The organism is Pseudomonas sp. FG86, assembly GCF_057808775.1.
This window is the reverse complement of record NZ_JBMDIS010000103.1, coordinates 1-20,105: the sequence shown is the minus strand read 5'-3', so window position 1 is coordinate 20,105 and position 20,105 is coordinate 1. Positions and strand designations below refer to the sequence as shown.

The 20,105-nt window shown below is 55.4% G+C and carries 24 protein-coding genes and 2 pseudogenes; 4 read left to right on the top strand and 22 right to left on the bottom strand.

Translation table 11 applies throughout. The annotated features are described in order from the left end of the window. A partial coding sequence (locus tag ACODSV_RS32340) for an efflux RND transporter permease subunit (protein ID WP_489047215.1) occupies positions 1–419 on the top strand: 419 nt, incomplete at its 5' end. A 105-nt stretch (positions 420–524) separates the two neighbouring features. Here ACODSV_RS32340 and ACODSV_RS32335 read toward each other — a convergent pair. The 22 genes and pseudogenes from ACODSV_RS32335 to ACODSV_RS32230 all read right to left on the bottom strand — a co-directional run. Further along, on the bottom strand, positions 525–1,208 hold the full coding sequence (locus ACODSV_RS32335; protein ID WP_008437415.1) for a DsbA family protein: 684 nt from the start codon (positions 1,206–1,208) through the stop codon (positions 525–527). Next, positions 1,205–1,501, bottom strand: a complete 297-nt coding sequence (locus ACODSV_RS32330) for a hypothetical protein (RefSeq protein ID WP_008437414.1) — start codon at positions 1,499–1,501, stop codon at positions 1,205–1,207. The genes ACODSV_RS32335 and ACODSV_RS32330 overlap by 4 nt, the downstream gene beginning before the upstream one ends. Next, positions 1,498–4,461, bottom strand: coding sequence for a conjugative transfer ATPase (locus ACODSV_RS32325; RefSeq protein ID WP_024073351.1), 2,964 nt, complete (start codon positions 4,459–4,461; stop codon positions 1,498–1,500). The genes ACODSV_RS32330 and ACODSV_RS32325 overlap by 4 nt, the downstream gene beginning before the upstream one ends. After that, complete coding sequence (locus ACODSV_RS32320; protein WP_008437412.1) at positions 4,461–4,889, bottom strand: TIGR03751 family conjugal transfer lipoprotein; 429 nt, start codon at positions 4,887–4,889, stop codon at positions 4,461–4,463. The genes ACODSV_RS32325 and ACODSV_RS32320 overlap by 1 nt, the downstream gene beginning before the upstream one ends. Beyond that, positions 4,867–6,357, bottom strand: coding sequence for a TIGR03752 family integrating conjugative element protein (locus ACODSV_RS32315; RefSeq protein ID WP_024073352.1), 1,491 nt, complete (start codon positions 6,355–6,357; stop codon positions 4,867–4,869). Before ACODSV_RS32315 ends, ACODSV_RS32320 begins: the two co-directional genes overlap by 23 nt. After that, positions 6,347–7,249, bottom strand: coding sequence for a TIGR03749 family integrating conjugative element protein (locus tag ACODSV_RS32310; protein ID WP_008437410.1), 903 nt, complete (start codon positions 7,247–7,249; stop codon positions 6,347–6,349). The genes ACODSV_RS32315 and ACODSV_RS32310 overlap by 11 nt, the downstream gene beginning before the upstream one ends. After that, complete coding sequence (locus tag ACODSV_RS32305; protein ID WP_020302977.1) at positions 7,249–7,902, bottom strand: PFL_4703 family integrating conjugative element protein; 654 nt, start codon at positions 7,900–7,902, stop codon at positions 7,249–7,251. Before ACODSV_RS32305 ends, ACODSV_RS32310 begins: the two co-directional genes overlap by 1 nt. Then, a complete protein-coding gene (locus ACODSV_RS32300; RefSeq protein WP_008437403.1) occupies positions 7,899–8,279 on the bottom strand; it encodes a TIGR03750 family conjugal transfer protein in 381 nt (126 codons plus the stop codon). Before ACODSV_RS32300 ends, ACODSV_RS32305 begins: the two co-directional genes overlap by 4 nt. Before the next feature lie 13 nt (positions 8,280–8,292). Then, positions 8,293–8,631, bottom strand: a complete 339-nt coding sequence (locus ACODSV_RS32295) for a TIGR03745 family integrating conjugative element membrane protein (protein WP_008437401.1) — start codon at positions 8,629–8,631, stop codon at positions 8,293–8,295. 18 nt (positions 8,632–8,649) lie between these two features. Then, positions 8,650–8,889, bottom strand: coding sequence for a TIGR03758 family integrating conjugative element protein (locus ACODSV_RS32290; RefSeq protein ID WP_008437400.1), 240 nt, complete (start codon positions 8,887–8,889; stop codon positions 8,650–8,652). Beyond that, positions 8,886–9,194 carry an integrative conjugative element protein, RAQPRD family gene (locus ACODSV_RS32285; RefSeq protein WP_178110642.1) on the bottom strand — a complete coding sequence of 103 codons (309 nt, stop codon included), beginning with the start codon at positions 9,192–9,194 and terminating at the stop codon, positions 8,886–8,888. Before ACODSV_RS32285 ends, ACODSV_RS32290 begins: the two co-directional genes overlap by 4 nt. Positions 9,195–9,351: 157 nt before the next feature. Continuing rightward, complete coding sequence (locus ACODSV_RS32280) at positions 9,352–9,663, bottom strand: hypothetical protein (RefSeq protein WP_008437393.1); 312 nt, start codon at positions 9,661–9,663, stop codon at positions 9,352–9,354. Positions 9,664–9,738: 75 nt separating this feature from the next. Next, entirely contained in the window at positions 9,739–11,217 is a 1,479-nt protein-coding gene (locus ACODSV_RS32275) for a UvrD-helicase domain-containing protein (RefSeq protein ID WP_008437391.1), read from the bottom strand. 9 nt (positions 11,218–11,226) lie between these two features. After that, positions 11,227–11,982 (bottom strand): TIGR03747 family integrating conjugative element membrane protein, encoded by a 756-nt coding sequence (locus ACODSV_RS32270; protein WP_008437388.1) that lies wholly within the window; start codon positions 11,980–11,982, stop codon positions 11,227–11,229. An 18-nt stretch (positions 11,983–12,000) separates the two neighbouring features. Further along, positions 12,001–14,217, bottom strand: coding sequence for a type IV conjugative transfer system coupling protein TraD (gene traD / locus ACODSV_RS32265; RefSeq protein WP_024073353.1), 2,217 nt, complete (start codon positions 14,215–14,217; stop codon positions 12,001–12,003). 3 nt (positions 14,218–14,220) lie between these two features. Then, positions 14,221–14,631 carry a hypothetical protein gene (locus ACODSV_RS32260; RefSeq protein ID WP_008437384.1) on the bottom strand — a complete coding sequence of 137 codons (411 nt, stop codon included), beginning with the start codon at positions 14,629–14,631 and terminating at the stop codon, positions 14,221–14,223. Continuing rightward, positions 14,591–14,875, bottom strand: a complete 285-nt coding sequence (locus tag ACODSV_RS32255; protein ID WP_024073354.1) for a hypothetical protein — start codon at positions 14,873–14,875, stop codon at positions 14,591–14,593. Before ACODSV_RS32255 ends, ACODSV_RS32260 begins: the two co-directional genes overlap by 41 nt. A 7-nt stretch (positions 14,876–14,882) precedes the next feature. Continuing rightward, complete coding sequence (locus ACODSV_RS32250; protein WP_008437383.1) at positions 14,883–15,386, bottom strand: integrating conjugative element protein; 504 nt, start codon at positions 15,384–15,386, stop codon at positions 14,883–14,885. After that, positions 15,383–15,940, bottom strand: coding sequence for a lysozyme family protein (locus tag ACODSV_RS32245; RefSeq protein WP_008437382.1), 558 nt, complete (start codon positions 15,938–15,940; stop codon positions 15,383–15,385). Before ACODSV_RS32245 ends, ACODSV_RS32250 begins: the two co-directional genes overlap by 4 nt. Beyond that, complete coding sequence (locus ACODSV_RS32240) at positions 15,925–16,677, bottom strand: TIGR03759 family integrating conjugative element protein (protein ID WP_024073355.1); 753 nt, start codon at positions 16,675–16,677, stop codon at positions 15,925–15,927. The genes ACODSV_RS32245 and ACODSV_RS32240 overlap by 16 nt, the downstream gene beginning before the upstream one ends. A 40-nt stretch (positions 16,678–16,717) precedes the next feature. Further along, complete coding sequence (locus tag ACODSV_RS32235; protein ID WP_024073356.1) at positions 16,718–17,434, bottom strand: hypothetical protein; 717 nt, start codon at positions 17,432–17,434, stop codon at positions 16,718–16,720. Between the two features lie 159 nt (positions 17,435–17,593). Beyond that, positions 17,594–17,825, bottom strand: a pseudogene (locus tag ACODSV_RS32230) (DEAD/DEAH box helicase); the annotation flags it as partial. A 191-nt stretch (positions 17,826–18,016) separates the two neighbouring features. On the opposite strand from ACODSV_RS32230, the gene tnpA reads away from it, so the two are divergent. The 3 genes and pseudogenes from tnpA to tnpC form a co-directional block, all read left to right on the top strand. Beyond that, entirely contained in the window at positions 18,017–18,349 is a 333-nt protein-coding gene (gene tnpA, locus ACODSV_RS32225) for an IS66-like element accessory protein TnpA (protein WP_073844970.1), read from the top strand. Next, on the top strand, positions 18,346–18,681 hold the full coding sequence (tnpB, locus tag ACODSV_RS32220) for an IS66 family insertion sequence element accessory protein TnpB (protein ID WP_024073357.1): 336 nt from the start codon (positions 18,346–18,348) through the stop codon (positions 18,679–18,681). The genes tnpA and tnpB overlap by 4 nt, the downstream gene beginning before the upstream one ends. A gap of 61 nt (positions 18,682–18,742) precedes the next feature. Further along, positions 18,743–20,050: pseudogene (gene tnpC / locus ACODSV_RS32215) on the top strand (IS66 family transposase); the annotation flags it as partial. Positions 20,051–20,105: the final 55 nt, after the last annotated feature.

Genomic DNA, 20,105 nt, shown 5'->3' with positions numbered 1-20,105 from the left:
TTCTCTATCTATTGGGATTCAACCTGTCGGTCGCCACTGGTGTCGGCTTTATCGCTTTGGCCGGTGTTTCTGCCGAATTTGGCGTAATTATGCTGCTTTATCTGAAGAACGCCTGGGCTGAGCGTGAAGACCTCGGCGATAGGACCGAGCACGGGCTGATGGCCGCGATTCGTGAAGGCGCTGTCCAGCGCGTTCGGCCCAAAGCCATGACTGTGGCTGTCATCATTGCTGGCTTGTTACCCATTTTGCTGGGCAGCGGGACCGGCAGCGAGGTGATGAGCCGAATTGCGGCACCCATGGTTGGAGGCATGATTACCGCGCCCTTGCTGTCGCTGTTTGTCATTCCGGCAGCCTATCGACTGATGCGTCGCCGGCACCTCTCAGTTGAGCCCATCAATCCTCAAGAAAAAGTCGTATGAAACTGACCCTGATTGCAGTTGCAAACACCGTATTTGCGCTGTCTCTTTCGGCCCACGCGTAGGACATGCCGGGCATGAAAATGTATGAATGGAATGCAAGCTCATTTAATGACAATGGCTAAGTGATTTAACGTTCGACTTTTGCAGAGCGTCGCAGCTCTTTTTTTGAGCCAGCCAATCACGAGCTGATAATAACAATACCCCGTCAGCTGGTCCCTCAAGCTTTACGGAGCTGCCAGTCGTGTTGTCTTTAATTATCACAGTAGGAGTTGCCGTAATGCCCGCTTTGAGGGCCTCCTCGACCTGTTGGCCAACATGCCGGGCGATCACTTTGTCGGTAGCTGCACAGGACAATAAGTCCTGGTAAGTAACATCAACGACGTTCAGATGCCCATTGAAACCCTCACCGTTGCTACGGGTCCGGTCAAAAATCTGGTCAATGGCTTGCCAGAAGGCAGGTGCGCCACCAAGCGCCCCCGCACATTCAGCGAGCTTGGCTTCGTGTAATGCGGTCGGACCGTGCACATCCAGTGGCAGATGATGCCACTGCAGGTTTACATCCTTCTGCTGCTGTATCCAGGTTTTCAACGCAGGTGTGTACGTCTTGCAGTAGGGGCACTCCAGATCCGCGAACTCAGTCACAGTCCAGCGTGCTTTGGAAGGACCAAACAACCACGGGCCTGTGTTGTGCGGGGATGGTATCTCACTTCGAGTGAGGGCTAAGCAGGCCATCGATGTGCCTGCCAAAACGCACCCCAGCATCAACCAATATTTGCGAAGGCCTATCATGCCCGAGCCTCTGCTGGCTTCGATGAAAGCAGCGCTTGTTTACGAAGGGCCTCAAGAAGAGCGTTCTCAGCATTCTCGGGTTGTGGGTGCTGTAGCAGCCAATTGGCTAACACCGCGTGAAGTTGGGACTCGATGTCACGACGATCCACCGCACGAACCAAAACCTGTTGCAGTTGCTCTATCAAAACGGGGGCACACACCTCAAGGGTTTGAAGGGCGTCTTCACCCGGTTGTTCAAGCAGCTGGGTCAGACTTTCTATAAGGTTCTGGGTCAGGGAATTCAATGCTCTCATGCTTGGCGCTCCAAGGCCGTGACTTGCTCGGGGAAAGTAATGATGTGAGGTTCGATACCGCGATAGCGGTCAAGCGTTGCAGCAACTTCAATGGCCGCATCCAGCTCGCTGCAGCCTTTGGCTTGCATGATGTCGAAGCGTTGCTTTTTCTCTTCCGGCTCGGTCATGGCCAGGGCCAGATACAAACTCGGTGGTACCGCCCGGAATAACATTTCCATGCTTTTGGACAACACGACGCCCTCGGTGAATTTGCCGCTTTCTTTACGCGCTGACAGCATCATCGACTTCTGTGCAGGAGTCAGTTCACGAAACCGCGCGATCTTCTCCACCTCATCAGGCGGCATGTTTAAGCACATCCACCACTCGATCATGTTGAGCAGGGCTGAGGCCTCTGGCGGCACGTCGTCAACGTTCTGGGTGGCCATCCAGAACCAGGCGCCGAGCTTTCGCCACATTTTGGTAATCTTGACGGAGTAGGGGGATAGGAGTGGGACCTTCAACTGGATGTGGCCTTCGTCGGTGAAGCAGATCAGCGGACGGCCTTTAAACTGGTCACGCTCGGCAATGTTGTTGACCGTGTTGAGCAGGGAAATATAAGCGATGGCCATCTGTGCGCTATAGCCTTCTCGCGCATAGGTGGCAAGGTCGACAATGGTAATGTCCGCTTCTGGCCATGGGGTGCCAGGACGGTTGAACATGTCGCCTTCGGTGCCCATACAGAACATGGACAAGGCTTCCGCCATCTCCAAGAATCGTGAGCTTCGGGCGTCTGGAATACCGGGCTCGAGTCCCATTTCTCGCAGCGCTTCACGGATATCTTCCGGCAGAACGATACGTTGCTCCGTCACGCATTTTTTCGCTGCATTCAGTATGCATTGGCGGATGGCGCTACGGTCGGCACGAGTAAGACGGGCATCCTCTTTTTCTTCACCACCGGTGATCATCAGCCTGGCCGCAATTTCCATCTCGCCCAGGATGTCGCGTTGTTCATCCTCGGTCTGGCTAGTCAGATGTTCGTCCGACGCCTCAAGATCATCAGCTTGGATAATCTTCACGTTTTGGCTGGGTTCGATGAGCTTCACGGCATCAGCGAATGGCGCGAGGCTGACACCCGATCCAGGTGCAAGTCGAACCCGGTTTACCGTCAAACCCAACTTTTTGGCGAAATCACCGAGTAAGCCGAAGCTGTTGCCAGCCTCCACAATGAATAGACGTGGCCGATAGATGGCGATGATTTGGCTAAGGATGTTTGTCGCGCTGGCCGATTTACCTGAACCCGTAGGCCCGAAAATGAACAAATGCGCGTTCATCTGCCGGTCCAGCTTGTTCAGCGGGTCGAAGGTTATCGGCGCTCCCCCACGGTTAAACAGGGTAATACCCGGGTGCCCGGTTCCGGTCGACCTACCCCAGACGGGGGCCAGGTTCGCAATGTGTTGGGCGAACATCAGTTGTGCGTACCACTCCAGTGCTTTGCGCGCATTGGGGTCGAAGTTGCCGGGTAGCCATCTAAGGTAGGAGTTCAGCGGTGCCACTTCATCCCGAGGTTCCACCGGCTCCATGCCCGCACCCAGCAATGCGCTGCTGAGTTGCAAACTGCGTTCGTGCAGCTGGGCATCATCTTTACCCCGCAGGTAAAACGCTACGCTACCTCTGTACAGCTTGTGCTTGCGCCCGAGCAACTGACGGGCGGTGGCGACGTCTTCGCGTGTCAGGATCGAGGCCTGAGTGTCTCCAACTGCCTTGCGTGAAAGCTGTTCCAGATGCCCTTCGAGAATGTCCTGCGGGGTGATCACGAGAGTGATACAGAGAATGGTGTCCTCTGGCATTTTGTCGAACAGTGCGTTGAGCGCATCACCGCCCTTTCGGGTTTCACCGGTTAAGTGCCCGGTCTTGGGAGCATCCCTCAAGCGGTCAAGCATCACCACCTGATGGGGAAGGCCGTCGAAATACCACAGACCTTTCTCTATATCTGACAGTGGTTCGCGATAAAACAGGTTTTGCGAGAAGTCAGTGCCGCTGGCGAGCGGCAGCTCGCCCTCTGCAGCACCAGGTGCTTGCTTGCACACCAATTCGTAGAAGCGGCGAATATCTGCATCGGCAGGGCCAAGATGATCGGGACGTGGATTGAACCAATGAATCAGCCAATGGCGAATGGCGTGGCCATCCATGCGATGGGTTTTAATGCCGGCGTTCGCCAAGCCGCCCACCAAGCGATCGCAGATGATTTTCAGGTAAGGACCTGGTGCCTGGCCTCGCACATCCGCTTGCGCGCCTTGGGTACGGCGGTAGACAACAACACGGACGCGGCGCTGTTGGCCCCTCCAGGGCAGTTGGCTGACCTTGGTGTCTTCAAACAGCCCGCCTGGTTTGGAGATGGATTCCAGGTGTTGCTTCATCAGCTTCAAATAAAGCTCGGTGAATGCACTGCCTTGTGCGCGTGGTTGAACGTAGTCATGCAGTTGCTGAAGGTAATCGTCCCAGCTGGTTTCGTCCTGGGCATAGAGCTGAACCACCCAGGGTGAGGTTTCAAGCTCGTCGAAGGAGTCCTGGAGGGCGTTTTCCAGGGCGTCGCGGGCCTTGCGTAACCATTCGGGATCCCGACCTTCAGTACCAATCGGTGTCAGCTCAAAAAAGGCAGCACGAGACACGCCGTCTTCCAATAGCATGGCTTTTTCTGCAGGCAGGTAATCTACCCACGGCAGTAGGTCTACGAAGGAGGGGTTGACGTGGTATAGACGGTCAGCATCAGCGGTTGTGGCTGGCTTTTTCTTTGGGTTACGCCAATCGCTCGGCGAGGGAATACCCATGGCAGCAAGGCGTTCGTAGTAACGCTCTGTAGCAGCCTCAAACGTCTCGGTTGCTGGTCCCTGCACATCGTCAGATAACGGCGAACCTGGTGTTACGCCAGGTTCCACACGCTCTGTCGCCCGTCGCGTTTTGAATCGTTCAAAAAAACCCATCAATATGCCTCCGTGCGTTCGCCAGGCATGGCGTATTGCACCCGCTGATACAGCGGAAACACCGTGGTGTAGCCTGGGATCGGTGCCGGGTCTGAACCCGCTAAATGAGGAAAGACGTACATCACCAGGTCGGGATTGGGTAGGCGTTTAAATTGGCTGTAGATCTCGTTTTGTGCGGTACGTGTGAACATGGTGTTGTCTGTTTCCCTCGTCTCCAGAGGCCGACGAAGATCTTGGCGTGCATCGAGCAATTGGCGGCTGCTCGAGCTGCTTGAGCCGCTGGAGCCTTGATCCCAAACGTCCATCATTGTGCGGTCCCCATGGGGGAGCAATTCGTCTTTGTTGGTGGAACAGGCCGAGGCGAGTAGGGCGATGGCCAGGTATGCACCTAGTTTTAAGCCATGATTAGTCAAGCGCAGTCGAAACATGACGGGCTCCTGAGCGATAGTTGACCTTGCGGCCATTGAGTTCGTAATCGATGGTCAGTTGCTGGTCCAGGTGCACAGCTATCTTTGCCCCGGGTTGTACATACACCGCTGCGAAGGCTTGCCCGTAGAGTTTGTTGACCCAGCTGGAGACGTCATTGACGCCCTGGCCAATAATTTTGCCCATGGCTTCACTGCCCGAGCCGCCGACAGAACCGATGGTCCCGGACTGAGGGTTTATAAAAGAGCCGCTGTTTCCATCTGACTTGATGAGGGAGGCAGCACCTGCGCCGGCGGCGGTAATCAGTACCTGCGAGCCAATGTATTGCGAGGCGTTGCTTTTGCGGTCGCCACTGATACAAGGAATGCCATAGGCATCGCTTATCCAGCCCAGGCCACCCTGAATGGTGGTTTGGTTGCCATTGTTCTGATTGTTACTATTTTGACTGCTATTCGTTTCTTCCTGAGGTTGTGGCAGCGTGCGCACAGTGCCGTCATTGAAGACGAACGTCAGGCTTTTGATCTGACCGCGTACGCAAGACAGGGTCCAATCGCCGGAAGCCGTTCCGCTGGCCACCGCGCCGGCGACGTCGGGCAAGTCGATGCCGTTGGCCGTGAGATTGTCCGGCCCGATCAATACCTTGAACGGGTAGGGGTCGTTGACAGTGCCGTCAATGGGCACCCGGCCGATCAGCGCGGACATGGCCACCGAACCCATCAATGTCGAGTTCTGCGGCAAGGTGTAGACCTTGCGCACCTGTTTGCGGGCCTCCTGTGGCGAGATTTCATTCGCAACACTTTGAGCGCCCGTGCGCAGTGCATTTTGTCCTCGGTCCACGGACTCGCCAAAAGAGGTCGGGAAGTTGAAGCCGCTTGCCGTTTGATTTGTCCCTGCAGCGATGGGCTTGCCGTTGACATCGACCGGCGTTGCGTCCTGCGGCTCTATCCAAACAACGTCCGCGCCAGGTCCGCCTTTGAAGCCTTGACCGTCACCTGGCTGAACGCCGAAGCCGATCGGCAAATCAGATCCAGACTCATTGCCACTGCCCGATTTGCTGCTCAGGGTATTGTACTGCTGCTGCAGTGTGTCCAAGAGGGTTTGGCTCTGTTGTTGCGCCTCCTGCTTCATCGTTTGCTGAACGTTCTGCAGTTTGTTATCGACGTTGAGGTCGATGTTCTGCAGGCGTTTTTGCAGCTCGATGTTCTGTTGCTTTAGTTCGTCATTGTTCTTCAAAGCATTGGAGACTTGGTCCTTGAGTTGTCTGCTTTCCACGACAATGGTGCGCAATGTGTCGCTGGGTGTATCTCCGTCAACCCCAAGCTTTTTAGCCTCCTTCGTACTAAGTACAACCGTTTCCGGCGCATGAACCTGTTGGTCGGCACTTTCGCGATTGAATAATTTGACCACTACGTATATCGCCAGGATCGCGAACGGTATGACCAGGTATTTAACAAGTGGATTACTCTTCACGACGGCCTCCCTTCGGATCGATCTGGCTGATGGCGGCCGGCAATAACGATTCGGCTAGACCATGACCACGGGTCACCAAGTAGACCGTCGAGGTGTCGCTGGAATCACCTTTGGCGCCAAGGTAGGGATGCTGAAAAGTCGCGGTGACAAAGTCACCCATCAGGTCACGCGGATCCAATGTGAGGTTTTGGGCGCTTGTGTTACGTAGCTTCACCGCCGTGACCCAATACTCGTCTAACCGCCACGACCCCAACGCAGAGGCTTCGACCGGCAATATCGGCATTAGGGTGGTGAGGTCCAAACCGCGCTTCAGATTGATCTGAGCAATCCCCTCCACGGGCTCAACGGTGCGTAGGGGCGCGTAAAGCATCTGTGCGGCATAGCGCGTCATGACCACCGGAAGAGGGGTCTCACGACGCGGTTTCGGCGCGTCCTCATCCTCCTCGGCTTGAGCGCTGGCTTGGGCCGTGGAAGAAGTTGAATGGTTGCTTGTAGGTTTGGCGTTGACTTGGCCGTAACGCGGGGCGGGACTGTCCCCGGCTACAATTTTAGCCGGCTCGGATGCGACCTGATTTGGTTTCCCTACCGTTGCGATGATATCCACGAGCATGATCTCACCGGAGTTCATGTTCTGCAGCTGTAAGCGAGTCGGTTCAATCGGCTCTTTCGCCAACAGGTAGAGGGCACCACCGGTGCTCTGCACGCGCAGTTTGTCGACGAGGTTACGAGGCAGACCCACCCGTACGTTTTGGTCCACAAAGACAATACGCTCCTGACCCACGATCAAGGGCAGTGCTATAGGGATACGATCCCAGCGCAGGATTTCGACGGCGTTGGCCAACCCGCAGAAGTGAAGGGCTACGAGCCCGATGATCAGTAGGCGGCGTGTCATCATTTGCCTCCTGCTCTGGTCGTTTCTGCGGAGACTTCGATGCGTTGTGGATTACTGCTATAACAGTCCCAGGCCAAGCCGAATGGGTTTTTTTCGGGATCGACGTCGAATCGGATAATTCTTAACGGATAGCGAGCAAATGCCCGCTTTACGCGCTCCCCGCCGTAGTGCTCGTCAGCGGTGATGTCCAGGTTGACGGTCCAGTCATTGATGCTGTGCTGTTCAATATGTTGCTCAGACTTATCGTCGATGCCTCTGCCTGGAATTTCAAATACACCCCGCTCACGTTTGCGCAGTTCCCCGCTATTGCGGCGTAGCTCGAAATCTTTCTGCAAGTAGGCTTTGCAGCTGGGAGTCAGGTAGCTTTCCAAGCGGGTAATGTTGTCCTCGTAGTCGGTTTCACCGTCAACGGGCCAACGGTTCATCTGCTGAAAAATGTACAGACCGAAGGCGTATACCGACTCCGGTGGAATATCCCACCACTTACGGGTGCTACCTGAACGTAGATCTGGAGGTACATGAACAGTTAGGTCACGCGGTGCGCTCTGCCAGCCATAAGCCATGTACAGACCCAGGGCAATGAGAAAACCAATGACCATGCGCAGGCTGTTAATGTGGGCCAGTTGGGCGTCTACTTTTTTACGGTAAGTCATTGAACCTCCGTTCGATGACAGGTCCACGCACCTGTACGAGTAATCAGCAGGGCTTTATTCCAGGTAGGAAAGAACCGCGCGATGTTCAATTGCATCTGGCGGTATAGCCATGTATCAGGTCGGCCGCGTTTCCACCGACGCAAGAAACGACTGGCAAGAAACAGCCCTAGGACAGCACAGAGCATGGCGGCGCCGATGATAAGTGCCCAAATCTGGGTCAATATCGCGGCCGGAATACCGATAACCAGCCCTGCGCCGGTGCTCAACGCCAAGGTGGCCCACATTTCGTCAGCGGTAAGGCCGCCCATGATGACTGGCTGATTGTTCAATCGCACAGGGAGGAAAATCAGGGTCCCATCGTCTGAGAGTTCTGTCATGGCCACGGCTCTTTTAAAGAATATTTGAAGCCTTGGTGACCAGAAAAATGGCGACACCGAGGATGGCGACGCCAACGGCGGCTGTCGCCCCCAGATCTCCCCATTTTTTCTTGCCAAGTTGAATTTCGTGGTAGGTGCCGAAGGCATGCCAAGCAACGCCACTGAAAATGACTGCGCAGATGATGAGGCCAAGCAAAGTAAAACCGTCAAAGGCGTAGTTCTGCATGGTTTGCATCAGGTTAGAGCCTTCCCCCCGGGTAGGAGGCTGAGACTGCGGAAGAGCCGCCATGGCCAGTTGGGGGAGAGCAAGCAACCCGATCAGCATGCGGCCCGGTTTTAAGAATGAAGTCATGGTGTATCTCCCATAGGGTCAACTAAGAACAAATGTGGTGAGGATCATGCAAAGCAGTAGGATGCGGACGAGCGAGGTCGAGGCAATCGTTCGATCAAGGTTGCCAGTGGCCCATCCTCGGTAGCAGCTCCAGATAGCCCAGGCGCCCCACATAAAGATGATGGCTACAGCGACGCCGACGAAAAACAGGTAGCTCGTCGAGGCAGGAAATCCTCCTGCCGCTTGAAACGCAGCAGCCTGAGCGCCGCTCATGCTCATGGCTTGCGTCCTTCGGTCGTGTATTGGCCTGACAGCTCAACAGGATCACGAGGCTGGGCTCGGGTTGGGGTTAGATAGCCCTCCAACCCATGACGAATTCGAGCGATATCACCTGCTAGACGCTGGTAATCGAAGAAGTAACGCTTGCCAGGTTCGTCGGCCACTTGAGCGCTACGACGTGCGGTGTCCTCTAAGGCATTCAACTGGCGGATCATCACGTCCAGGTTGGCCTGTTCGGAGGCTGAAGCAGCGGTCGCATGAGAGACAGGCAGGCCGCATCCAAAAAGTGCGATGAGGCCTGGCAAGGCAAGTCGGCAAGTGAGTGCAGTGAGACGCGGGTACTGGATCACGGCTGGGCTCTAGTCATTCCTGATGCCGTCAGCTTGCCGTGATCAAGCTATGGTCGCCGCAAGAAAACCATATTCAGGACTGTAAGGATTTCTTCTGACGGTACTGACACCATCAATCACAGTGGATAGGGCGTTTGAAGAACAGCAGATACCCGATGGGCAAGGCGAATCCGTAAGCCCAGCCTTGGGCGTTTTGATTGCCAACCTTGACTTCTCCTTTGACCACGGGCTGCACGCTGACCAGCTCCCAGCCTTCGCTGCCTAATTGAGCAAGGCGGTTTTGACGTTCAGAATCTTCCAGAAAACCCTGGGTGTCGGGTTCAGTGGTGGGCTCTTCGGACTTGAACATGAAGAGCTTTTTGGTTCTGACAACGTACTGAAAGGGAGAGAACTCAGTGTGGTATTCAAATTTCTGACGGCCCATGGCGACGTCCTCAATGTGCAGAGCTACCAGGGTTTCAATAATAAGCGCGTGCCAGCAATCTGAAATAGTTTGTTGCTAAGCGCGTGATTTCTGAGGTTGGAGTGCAGAGGTCCGAGCATCGACATAGCGCTGCATGATAGAAAGCACCATTGAGTTCAACGCTAGGATCTTCATCCCTCGCGTCACCGCCACGTACAGCAAATTCAACTCGTCATCTTTACGACCTTGATCGATATCGGGTGAAAGCGGATCAGCGCTAAAGTCGTCATACAGGCTGACAAAGTCCCACTCCAGCCCCTTGGCCTTGTGCCCAGTCGTGAGTGTCACGGTGGCGTCGAGCTCGTTATCTACAGAGCGGGAACGTAGGGTTTGGATCCGCTGGGGCAGGTCCGGATAGGCTGTAATGATCTTGATCGATCGCAACATCTCCGTATCCTGGCTTACCTCGGCTATTTCCACGTACTGTGAAAAGTCCCGGTAATCTCTCAACAGCCTGCGGTTCTGCACCTCATGGTTACGGTTGCGGCTGAATAGGTATAAATCTTCCAGATCGCGTAGCGAGTAGCTGTCGATACCGCCGACCCAGAAAATCTTGGGGTTGCTTGCGACCAGCTGCAGGGCGTTCTCGATGACGCCGGTCACGGTACGATGGATAAACGTGCGATGCGGTAGCTCTTCAGGCAGAGCCCGTTTAACCAGGGTATTGCAACCTAACCCCTGCAGCTTTCGTGTCTCACCCTTGTAAAAAAGAATGATGTTGGCCACATGCGCGACGGCAGGGCCGAAGCGAAAGCTTTGGGTCAGGTAGTGACGTTCGGCGTCGGCCATCCAGTCGCTGTTGAGCGCATCTTCTGCGCCGCGGAAGCGATAGATCTGCTGGTGGGGATCGCCGACTGCCACCTTGCGGACCCGTTGTATTTTTACTATGTCGGCAATAACTGGGTTCACGTCTTGACCTTCGTCGAGCAGAATGGCGTTAAATCGTTCGCTCAGGTCGGGCTTGCTTAGCTGATACAGCTTCAAGTAAGCGTCATGGGTGATCGACATTGCTGTGTCCTGCAGATCGATCATCCGGTTCCAGATGGTTTTAGCCACGTTTAAAGCATTGTTCAGGAAACGTTCCTGGGCACTTGTGAGCATTCGTTGCCCCTGGAATCTGGGAAAATGCACACGGCCCAACTCGTCATCGGCGCTGGCCATGAAGTTGTTAAGCGTGCTGAGGACATCCCGCACGAGCTCCCAGTCCTGGGTGTTGATGGCCCTTGCGATGTCCGTCAGGCGTAAGTTATTGGTCTGCTTGGTGGCGTACTGACTGCCATAGACTGCATATGCGAGGCCATGCGCCGTCTTACACACCACGTTTCTGCGTGGAAAGCGGCCCCTGGCAGCGAGCTCGACGGATTTGTTGTAGCAGAGGTAGAGCATTTTCACCGAGGCGTGTTGTGTGGCGTAGCCCACCAGTGTGGTGGTTTTGCCGGTACCGGCAAAAGCCTGAACCAGTAGCTTGTCAGCCGTGGAATGGATGATGGGCTGCTGTTCTTGTGTCCACTGCATGGGCAGCTCCTAAAGGTATTTTTTGAAGCTTGAAACGGTGATGTAAACGGACACACCCAACAGCACGGCGCAGGGCAACAGAATCAAAAGGGGGCTGATGCTGATGGGGATGGCCAGGTAGACCGTCCAGGGCACGATGGTCAGCGGAATGATCGTCCCCCGGGCTTTGTGATACAGGTAACTTGACTCGCGGCCGGAGCCGAATTTTCGTAGATCACGCCGCACCAGGCCATCGACCAAGCCAGTGAACGCCGCCAGTGCGAACAGCGGAATCGTCAACGTCAGAATGACCATTCGCACACAGAAGGTCAGGACTGTGTATAACGCGGCTAAGCCATAGTCCTGGAATTTGATCATCGCCCGACCGAGTTCGTAGCGAAGGTTCAAGGTTCCCGTTTGTTGTGGTGATGTTGAGCGAGCGTACTGTGTCAGTGCATTTATATTGTCCTGCATGCCGGTTTTCACCATCAGCCAGTCATAGACCGTTTGTGCCAGCCAGGTTGCCGTACGCCCCGGTTCTTTGATGACAACGCTGTGCAGCAGATCCTGGGACAGCCAGCCCAGTTCATGTTGGAACATCTGCTGAGCATGTTTCCAGCCGGCATCCGGCCAGAACGTGTACATGCAAAGCCATTCAACGACGATGGCGCCGAGCAAGGAGCCGAACATCACCCCCAAGAAATGAAAAGGGGTAGAGAACAGCATGCCCAGGAAGTTTTTTTGACCTTCCTGCTGTTGCTGGGCTTTTTCCGCGATATCGGCCATGGCTCTGTTCCTTCAAGCCTATGCGGCTTTTCCGTTATTGGCCATCTGGCGGAAGTCGTCTACCAAGTCATCAGGAAGCGACTCACTTAGTGCGTCATATCCCGGTGCTTGCCACCAGTCGCTGCTGGTTCCGGATCCTTTACGCATGCCCTCAACCAAGGCCTGAAGATCCTTGGGCATCACTTCATCGGGATCGCTTGCCGGCAACGGCATACGAATCTTCCACAAATTCCCGCCCTCTATCAGGGCAAAGCATTGCCCCTTGGGTAGGGCAACCACATGCGCCGGTTCGATCATCGGTACGCTGACACTTTGGATCTGATCGTGAGTGTTAGAGGTGAAAGCGGTGTTGCCGTTAATAGCGTCGTTTGCACTGCTTGCTGGTGTACTGGTAAACACCTGGACCTTTGGCAACTGGTTGGTCAGCAGCTCGGCGGTTGCAGTCTCACGTACACGTAACATGAACAGGTTGTTGAAGTTACCGATGACTTGGCCAGCTTTAGCCCGGTTACCGATTTTTGCCTCAATATCGCTCATGGTTTGGGTATAGGCCGTGACCTGCATGCCGGCACCACCGCCTTTGTTGATCATCGGTATGAATTCATCGCCCATCAGTTCGTTGAATTCGTCCGCATGTACGTTAATTGCTACCTTGCCGCCGGTGGCCCCGGGCAAGCCATCATCGATGCCAAACTTATAGATGTGACCCGCAACTGACACCAGGTCGCTGAACATCGAGTTGCCCACCGCTGCAGCTACCTCTGTATCAGATAAAGCGTCCAGGCCGACATAGACCACTGCCCGTTTGCGGATGATCTGCATCCAGTCAAAGATTGGTCGTGGGTCCTCAAGATCCATGTAGTCGGGAGATAGCAGCTCTGCAATCCGGCCTGTGGTCAGTTTTTCCAGCAATGGCAGAAGGCTGGCCACGATCTTGTCGAAATAGGTTTTGTCATAGCGTACGGCTGATCGCAGACCCTCCATCACTGGGTCGGAGATGCGTTGCTGAGTGAGGTACATGTCCAGGGCCACCACGCGTAGCGGTCGATCCTTCATGGCGAAACTGAGGTTCTTACGATCGATCTTTCCTTCCAGCTCAACGATGGTTTGCCAGGCTTTGGGATCATTTTCAGCAAAGTGCTTCTGCGCATACTCAATAAACAGCGCGTCAATGTTTGTCACATGCTTGAGGATCTGTTCATAGTCCGGCCGACGTCCCAGTGCCACGAGGGCGCGCGCGATGATGTTGACGAAACGCCAGGCGAATTCCCGGAATGCCGCGGAATTGCCTTCCCCCGAAAGTTGGCCGGCAATGCGGGTGGCAACCTCCGAGATCCGACCAAACCGGCCGACGGCGTTGTAGCGAGCGGAGTGATCGGGCCAGCCTAGGTGGAACACGTAGAATTCCTCCAGTCGGTTTGCGCGCTTGCATTCGATGTACATGCGCTTCAGGAGGTCTGCGTCGCCTTTAGGATCGAAGACAATCACCACTTCGCGGTCCAGGTCCATTTCTACATTGCGCTGGCTTCGATGAACGGGTTGCACGCGGCGCCCCATATGAACGCGGCGCCGGGGGCTACGGCGGGTACGCCTGATGTCTTGGGTGATAAACAACTCTGCCAAGCGGGTTTTTCCAACACGAGTAGTCCCCAATACAAGGGAGTGTCCAACCCGCTCACCCAGTGGCAGGCTGACATCCGCTTCGTTCGGCTCTATACCGTGTAAGCGCGGTAGCCCCCCGACTGGAGGAAGTGGACGCGCCGGGTTAAATGGCACATCCCACGAGGTAGCCTTTGACAGCAATTTGAGTGGAAAGGGTGCGAACTCCAGACGCTCCTCAATTCTGCGAGCAAAGGTATAGATAGACGTGGGCTCGACATACTCGGCGTACTTTGGGAGGTAAGTCTCCATCAACCGCTGAGTATGTTTTTGGGTCCAGCGAAAGCCTTTACCGATGAATAGCCGCTCATTGCTGACCGGCATGTCTTTGCTGGTCATGGTGTAGTGGGGTAGGCGCCGAATATTGCGCCGGTAACGCAGCACTACCAACGCTTGTTTGAGGCGGACGAACCCTAGACCCAGAAAGCCTGTACCGGCAACCATGCCGAATAAAGGCGTCAGAGCAACCGCCCAGGGCGCGAAAATACAGAGCAACGCCGCAGCGGCACATACGCAAACTGTGTACAGCTCAACAGCAGGGCGTAGTAACGACTCAATGGTGTAGGAGGTGGTCATGGATCACTTCCTATGAGTGAAAGGGGACAATGGCCCCACTGTTTCGAAATGGAAAACGACTGGCTTGCCTGTCTCAGCGATCAGCCCATAGGACTTGGCCAGGCGGTATATGGGGTGGTAGCTGTTAAGGGAGTTGACGTGTCCAGCAATGCGCTCTCGCCAGACTTCTAGTGGCATCGCTGCCTTGCTCAAATTACACGGCACGCACGCGGGCATCATGTTGCTGATGGCGTGGTTCTCTGGCCGCCCCAAAATGATGGCACCGGAGTACTTGCCGTCCACCCTCTCTGGTTCTCGCCATACTGCTTCCATGTGGTCCGCATGCCACCGGTCACCCAACAGCACACCGCAGTATGCGCAATGGCCCGCGAATTTAGCGTGAAGCTCGCAGCGTTGCTTCTTGGTCAGCTTCATGGGGCCGGGATCCTCCTTTCATGCGTGATGATGAATTGGCCAACTCTTGCCTCGCTTGCTCAACTGCCTCGGGCAGTCGTTCTTTTAGCCGCTGACATAGCTCCACCTCGTCACCAGGTACGCGGGCGATGACGGTGCCGCCATAGAGCTTGGCGACATAGGTGACCTGTTCAAAAAGCAGTTGGCCTGCTCGTGGGTCATCTGGTTGCTTGATGACCAAGGTGATGTGCGTAAGAGAGGCCATACCCTGGTTACTGCTGGATCGTTGTGGCAGTGATCAACAGCGGGTAATGCTGGACTCCCAAGCGCTGTGCCAGATCATTTGATGGAGCCGGGACCAACTGTAGATTTCCTGCCCATCGTTGGATTTCGGCAAACCGCTCGGCGCTGGCCACGTTAACCACAAGGCCCACTGCCTGCAGTTGCTGTAACTGATCGCGGCGCTGTGATAACCACTTTCTGGAGCTTTCATCGTCGCCTACAAGAAACAATGGTTGCAGGCCAGGTGCATTGATTACCCGGCCCTGTACCTGCCCGGGTGTCAGTTGGTCAGAGCGCACTGGAAACGAGCCTTGCCCACGCACACCAATATTCTCTGACTGTGCTGACTGCTCAGTAGGTTCTGGAGCCAAGTACTGGTAGTAGGGCAGAGCGGAAACACCCCCTCGGTCTTCAACAACAATCAGCGAGGTGGCATGCACTGCCATGGGGGAGGCCAAAGACAGCAAAACAGGCAGATGCAGCAATCTATTCATGGATTATTCGCCATCAGGTTGATACCGGTGACCCGGCTGAGGTGTTTGGCAAAAGCTCGTCGGTATCGGGCAGCGGGTTCGCCTCCGGCAGGGCGGTGGTACCGACCAGCAGCGGTGATCCAGTCGCCTCCTTTGGCTTTTTGCTCAGCCAGGATCTGGGCCGTAACCGAGAGGTTTTTGTACGGATCCAGCCCTTCGCAGGGATAGCTATAACGGTGGCCGTTGGCACCGATGTTGGTTTGTCCAAGCCCGACGTCGACTCTATTTGGGCCTGCGGTCTGAAGGGCGATCATCAACGCTCTGCAAGCATCGCTGCGTGTCGCAAAGCGATATCCGGCGCCGGCGACATTCAACGTCCAGGGCCAGGGGACGATCTGGCCGCGAAGTCGGGTGCCACTCTCTTGCAGTGCAACGGAGTACAGCACCTCGGACGGAACGCCGGCAGGCAGGGCAATCAACTGATAGGCCGGTGGCGGAACCTCGGCACCGTTAGCAAATGCCGCGGTGAGCAGTAGCCCCCCCGTTAAAGCCGCGCGAATTACAGACGCTGCCATTGTCCATTCACCTCGCGTACCACGGCCGGCAGCTCACCGCCGAGTCCAAGGCCAAGCCATCGACCGGCATCGTGATTCAATGTGATCTGTCGGCTTCTCACGCTGGCCGGTTCGACTCCAGCCAAGATGGCCCAGCGGCGAATTATTTCGTCATCACCTTGACTACCAACGAAGTACAGATCAAAGGACTGTTTCTGGTTTTGTAAGTCTTTGACGCGGTCAATACATGCGTTGCAACTGTCTTGAACAAAAACGGCTAGTCGTCCAGTGCCTTTCACAGCAGTTAACGCTCCCGAGCCAGGAGCAGATGCAGGGTTGGACGATAGTTGGATGACTTTTTCATTGGGGTAAAGACGTGCGAAGGCTTGGTCATAGGCCCTTTGGTACGCCAGTTCCTTATCGATACGCTGTCGCTCGGCTCGCACCTGCAGCTCTGCATAGCGTCGCCGCTCCTCCTCCGACTTCGCTTCGATGCCAAGTGCTGTCAGAGGATCCAGGCCTGGCGAATAGATTCCGCGAGGACCCTCCATCACAGTTTGAAAACGGGACCATTCTTGGGGGGTCAATCCCCACTCGCGGGCGAGTTCTGTCTGACTTGCTCCTTGAGAAGAGTTGTGAACTTCACTGTTCTGAGTGTTCGAGATCGACGTTGATTGCCCCGAAGCCGCATGACAGCCGTATGCAAACGCGAAGGTGGCCAAGCCTGCAATGAAACCCAAAATGTTCCTGGGCTTCATTGTTTTCGAGGAAGTGGTAGGGGAGTGCATAAAGGAGGTCCTATTGCGCGACGGTTACGGTTTGAGGTGTTCCGGCCACGTCAAAGCGTGCGGATCTTCCGTCCAGCGCGTTGAGTCGCCAGGCGGTGCCCGCCACAGCGTCACCAGGTCGGATAAGGTAAATTTGATTCAACTGCGTGCTGCCAGGCGGTGCTACGGACAAAAAGCGTTCACCGCCGCGATACTCGATACCGACAACGGTAAAAGGGGGTGTTTGCGGTGTGACAGTGGCGGTAGCGGGCGGTTTTGGCCGCTTTGGTTGGCGGGCAACGGGCTTAGGCTTGGGCTTGAGGGGCACAGCAGTGGTTTGTTTGATGCGTGACTGACTGAGTTCTTGAAGACGGCTATCGAGTGTTTCGACGCTGGCTTTGAGGACTAGCAATTCACCAGCAGACGCAGCATTTTGAGAGATTTCTTGCGCTGACTCCGTCGCTTGCTTTGCATACGCTTGTGCGGCATCAATTCGATTCGATAAAGCCTGCTGCCCGGCTCGGAAGTCCTCGTTGGTCACCAGGTGGTTGCCGGCTACCGTGCCCAGTCGCTCATCGACTTTGCCAAGCCGCGTCAACAACGCATCGAGCGACTCTTTGTCTGCAGTCGCAGCCAAGCTGGTGCGGAGTTGGGAGAGTTGATGATGCTCATAACACAGAATGCCTGCCAATAATGCAAGGCACAGACTGAGTATCGCTGTGGTTCGAGTAGGGCGTGGTAGGTTCATGGGCGTCCTCGCGCAAAAGCGAATACACCCTCTCAAACCAGTCTCTTAGGTGCATCAGGAAATAGGTTTTCCAGGACGCATGGTTTTTGAAGTGTCGAGTTGGCCGCTGGTAAATTGGGATCGTTATAAAAAAATGGCCACCCGAAGGTGGCCGTCAAACTATGAAGCAATGAGCTGCCTTGCAAGTGTCATTTCAACTGAATCACCATCTTGGTTCAGCGAGTCGAGACCAGAATCTGGCACATCTCCCGACGTGCTTTGAATCACGGCGATTTTCTTGGCCATCAACTGCAGGCAAGTAATCTGAGAGCTGCCGGCATAGCCAAAAAAACACCCTCACTGGCTGCTTTTGCCCAATCCGCCATCACCGTCGAAATGCCTGTTGCAAGGTGTTGGGTAAAGCCATATACCGTAGCCCCACTGCGCGGAGTAAAGTCTTAAAAACCCGTGATAATGATCTGCGGAGTCAGAATAAAGTGGGTAACCGTCCGGCCAGGTCATCTACCCAGCTCTGCAAAGCGAAGACATGGTGTGCATTTAAATTAAGTGGACACCAATTCTAGCCTTTCAAGCGGGTATTTCATGCAGCCAACACGCCGTTCCTATTCCAAATCCTTCAAAGCCCAGATCATTCAAGAGTGCGCCCAACCAGGCGCTTCGATTGCCAGCGTCGCGCTCGGCCATAGCCTCAACGCAAACCTCGTCCACAAATGGATTCGGCTGCAAACGCAGAAAATTCCGGCACACCCACCTGCATTTATTCCGTTAGCCATGCCGCTGGCGGGGGCGAACTCCCATCCAGCATCATCGAATATCTGCGTTGAAATACAGCACCCGCGCGCCATCATCAAAGTGGACTGGCCCACTGAAAGTGCTGCCGCCTGCGCGACTTTTCTTCGAGATATTCTGCGATGATTCACATCGACTCCATCTGGCTCGCCACCGAACCGATGGCCATGCGCGCAGGCACCGAAACGGCGCTAGCCAAGGTGATCGCGGTGTTCGGTGCGGCGCAGCCGCACTGCGCTTATCTGTTCGCCAACCGCCGCGCCAATCGCATGAAAGTGCTGGTGCATGACGGCTTCGGAATATGGCTGGCGGCGCGCCGGTTAAACCAAGGCAAGTTCCACTGGCCTGGCATCCGCCATGGTCCTGAGATGGAACTGGATGCCGAGCAACTTCAAACGTTGTTGCTGGGGCTGCCATGGCAACGCGCAGGTTCTGGAGGCTCGATCACACTGCTTTAACGGCAGCCATTAGCCTATCGGTCTATCGTCGCGAAACGCCCGCTCTGGCAAAGTCCGGCGTATGACTTCTTCGCCCAATCTCGACCAACTGTCTCCCAATCAACTGCGCGTCCTCGCAGCGCAGTTGCTCTCGCAAGTCGACACTATGGGCAAGAAAATCAACCGTGATCAAACAGTCATTGAGAAACAGACCCACGAGATCGCCCAGCTCAAGCGTTTGAAGTTTGCCAAGCGCAGCGAGCAGATGAATCCTGAACAGGCCAGCCTGCTAGATGACCTGATCGATACTGATATCGCGGCGATTGAGGCCGAGCTTCAGGCGTTGCAAATAGCACCAGAGGCGACCGAGGAAAAGCTAAGGCCCAAGCGCACGGCATTGCCGGCAGAATTTCCGCGAACGTTGATCCATCACGAACCGGACAACACTCACCGCCCATGCGGCTGCGCCCTGAAGCGCATCGGTGAGGACGTTAGCGAGAAGCTGGACTACACGCCCGGCGTGTTCACCGTCGAACGCCATGTCCGTGGCAAGTGGGTCTGCGATAACTGCGAAACGCTGATCCAGGCACCGGTTCCGCCGCAGGTCATTGATAAGGGCATCCCGACTTCGGGCCTGCTCGCACACGTCATGATCGCCAAGTTTGCTGACCATCTGCCGCTTTACCGTCAGGAATCGATCTTAGGTCGAGCGGGCTTGGCGATTCCACGTTCAACCTTGGCTCAATGGGTTGGCGTGACCGGAGTTCAGTTGCAGCCGCTGGTCGATGCGCTGCGCGAAGTAGTGCTTGGGCAACAAATCATCCACGCAGATGAAACACCGGTGCAGATGCTCATGCCGGGAACAAAGAAAACCCACCGCTCCTATGTGTGGTCCTACGCTACCAGCCAGTTCTCGGATGTGGCAGCGGTGGTTTATGACTTCAGCCCCAGTCGCGCCGGAGAGCATGCTCGCGACTTCCTTCAGGACTGGAATGGCAAGTTGGTCTGCGACGATTTTGGCGGCTACAAGGCCAGCTTTGAACTCGGCGTGACCGAGATCGGCTGCATGGCCCATGCACGGCGCAAGTTCTTTGAACTGCACGCTACGAATAAAAGCACGCTCGCCGAGCAAGCCCTGCGCTATATCCAGTTGTTGTACGAAATCGAAAGAGAAGTCAGAGACCTGGAGCCGGATTTACGGCGCCGAATACGGCAAGAAAAAGCCGTACCGGTGAAGGATAGGCTGCATGCCTGGATGAACGCGCAGCGTGATCTTGTGCCCGAAGGTTCGGCCATCAGCAGAGCGCTCGATTACAGCCTTAAACGCTGGGCAGCGCTGTCGCGCTACCTCGATGACGGGGCGGTTCCCATTGATAATAATTGGGCGGAGGTGCGACACGAAGTCGCTTAATGAAGTTGTTCCCCCTTGGTGGGAACCACCCGTG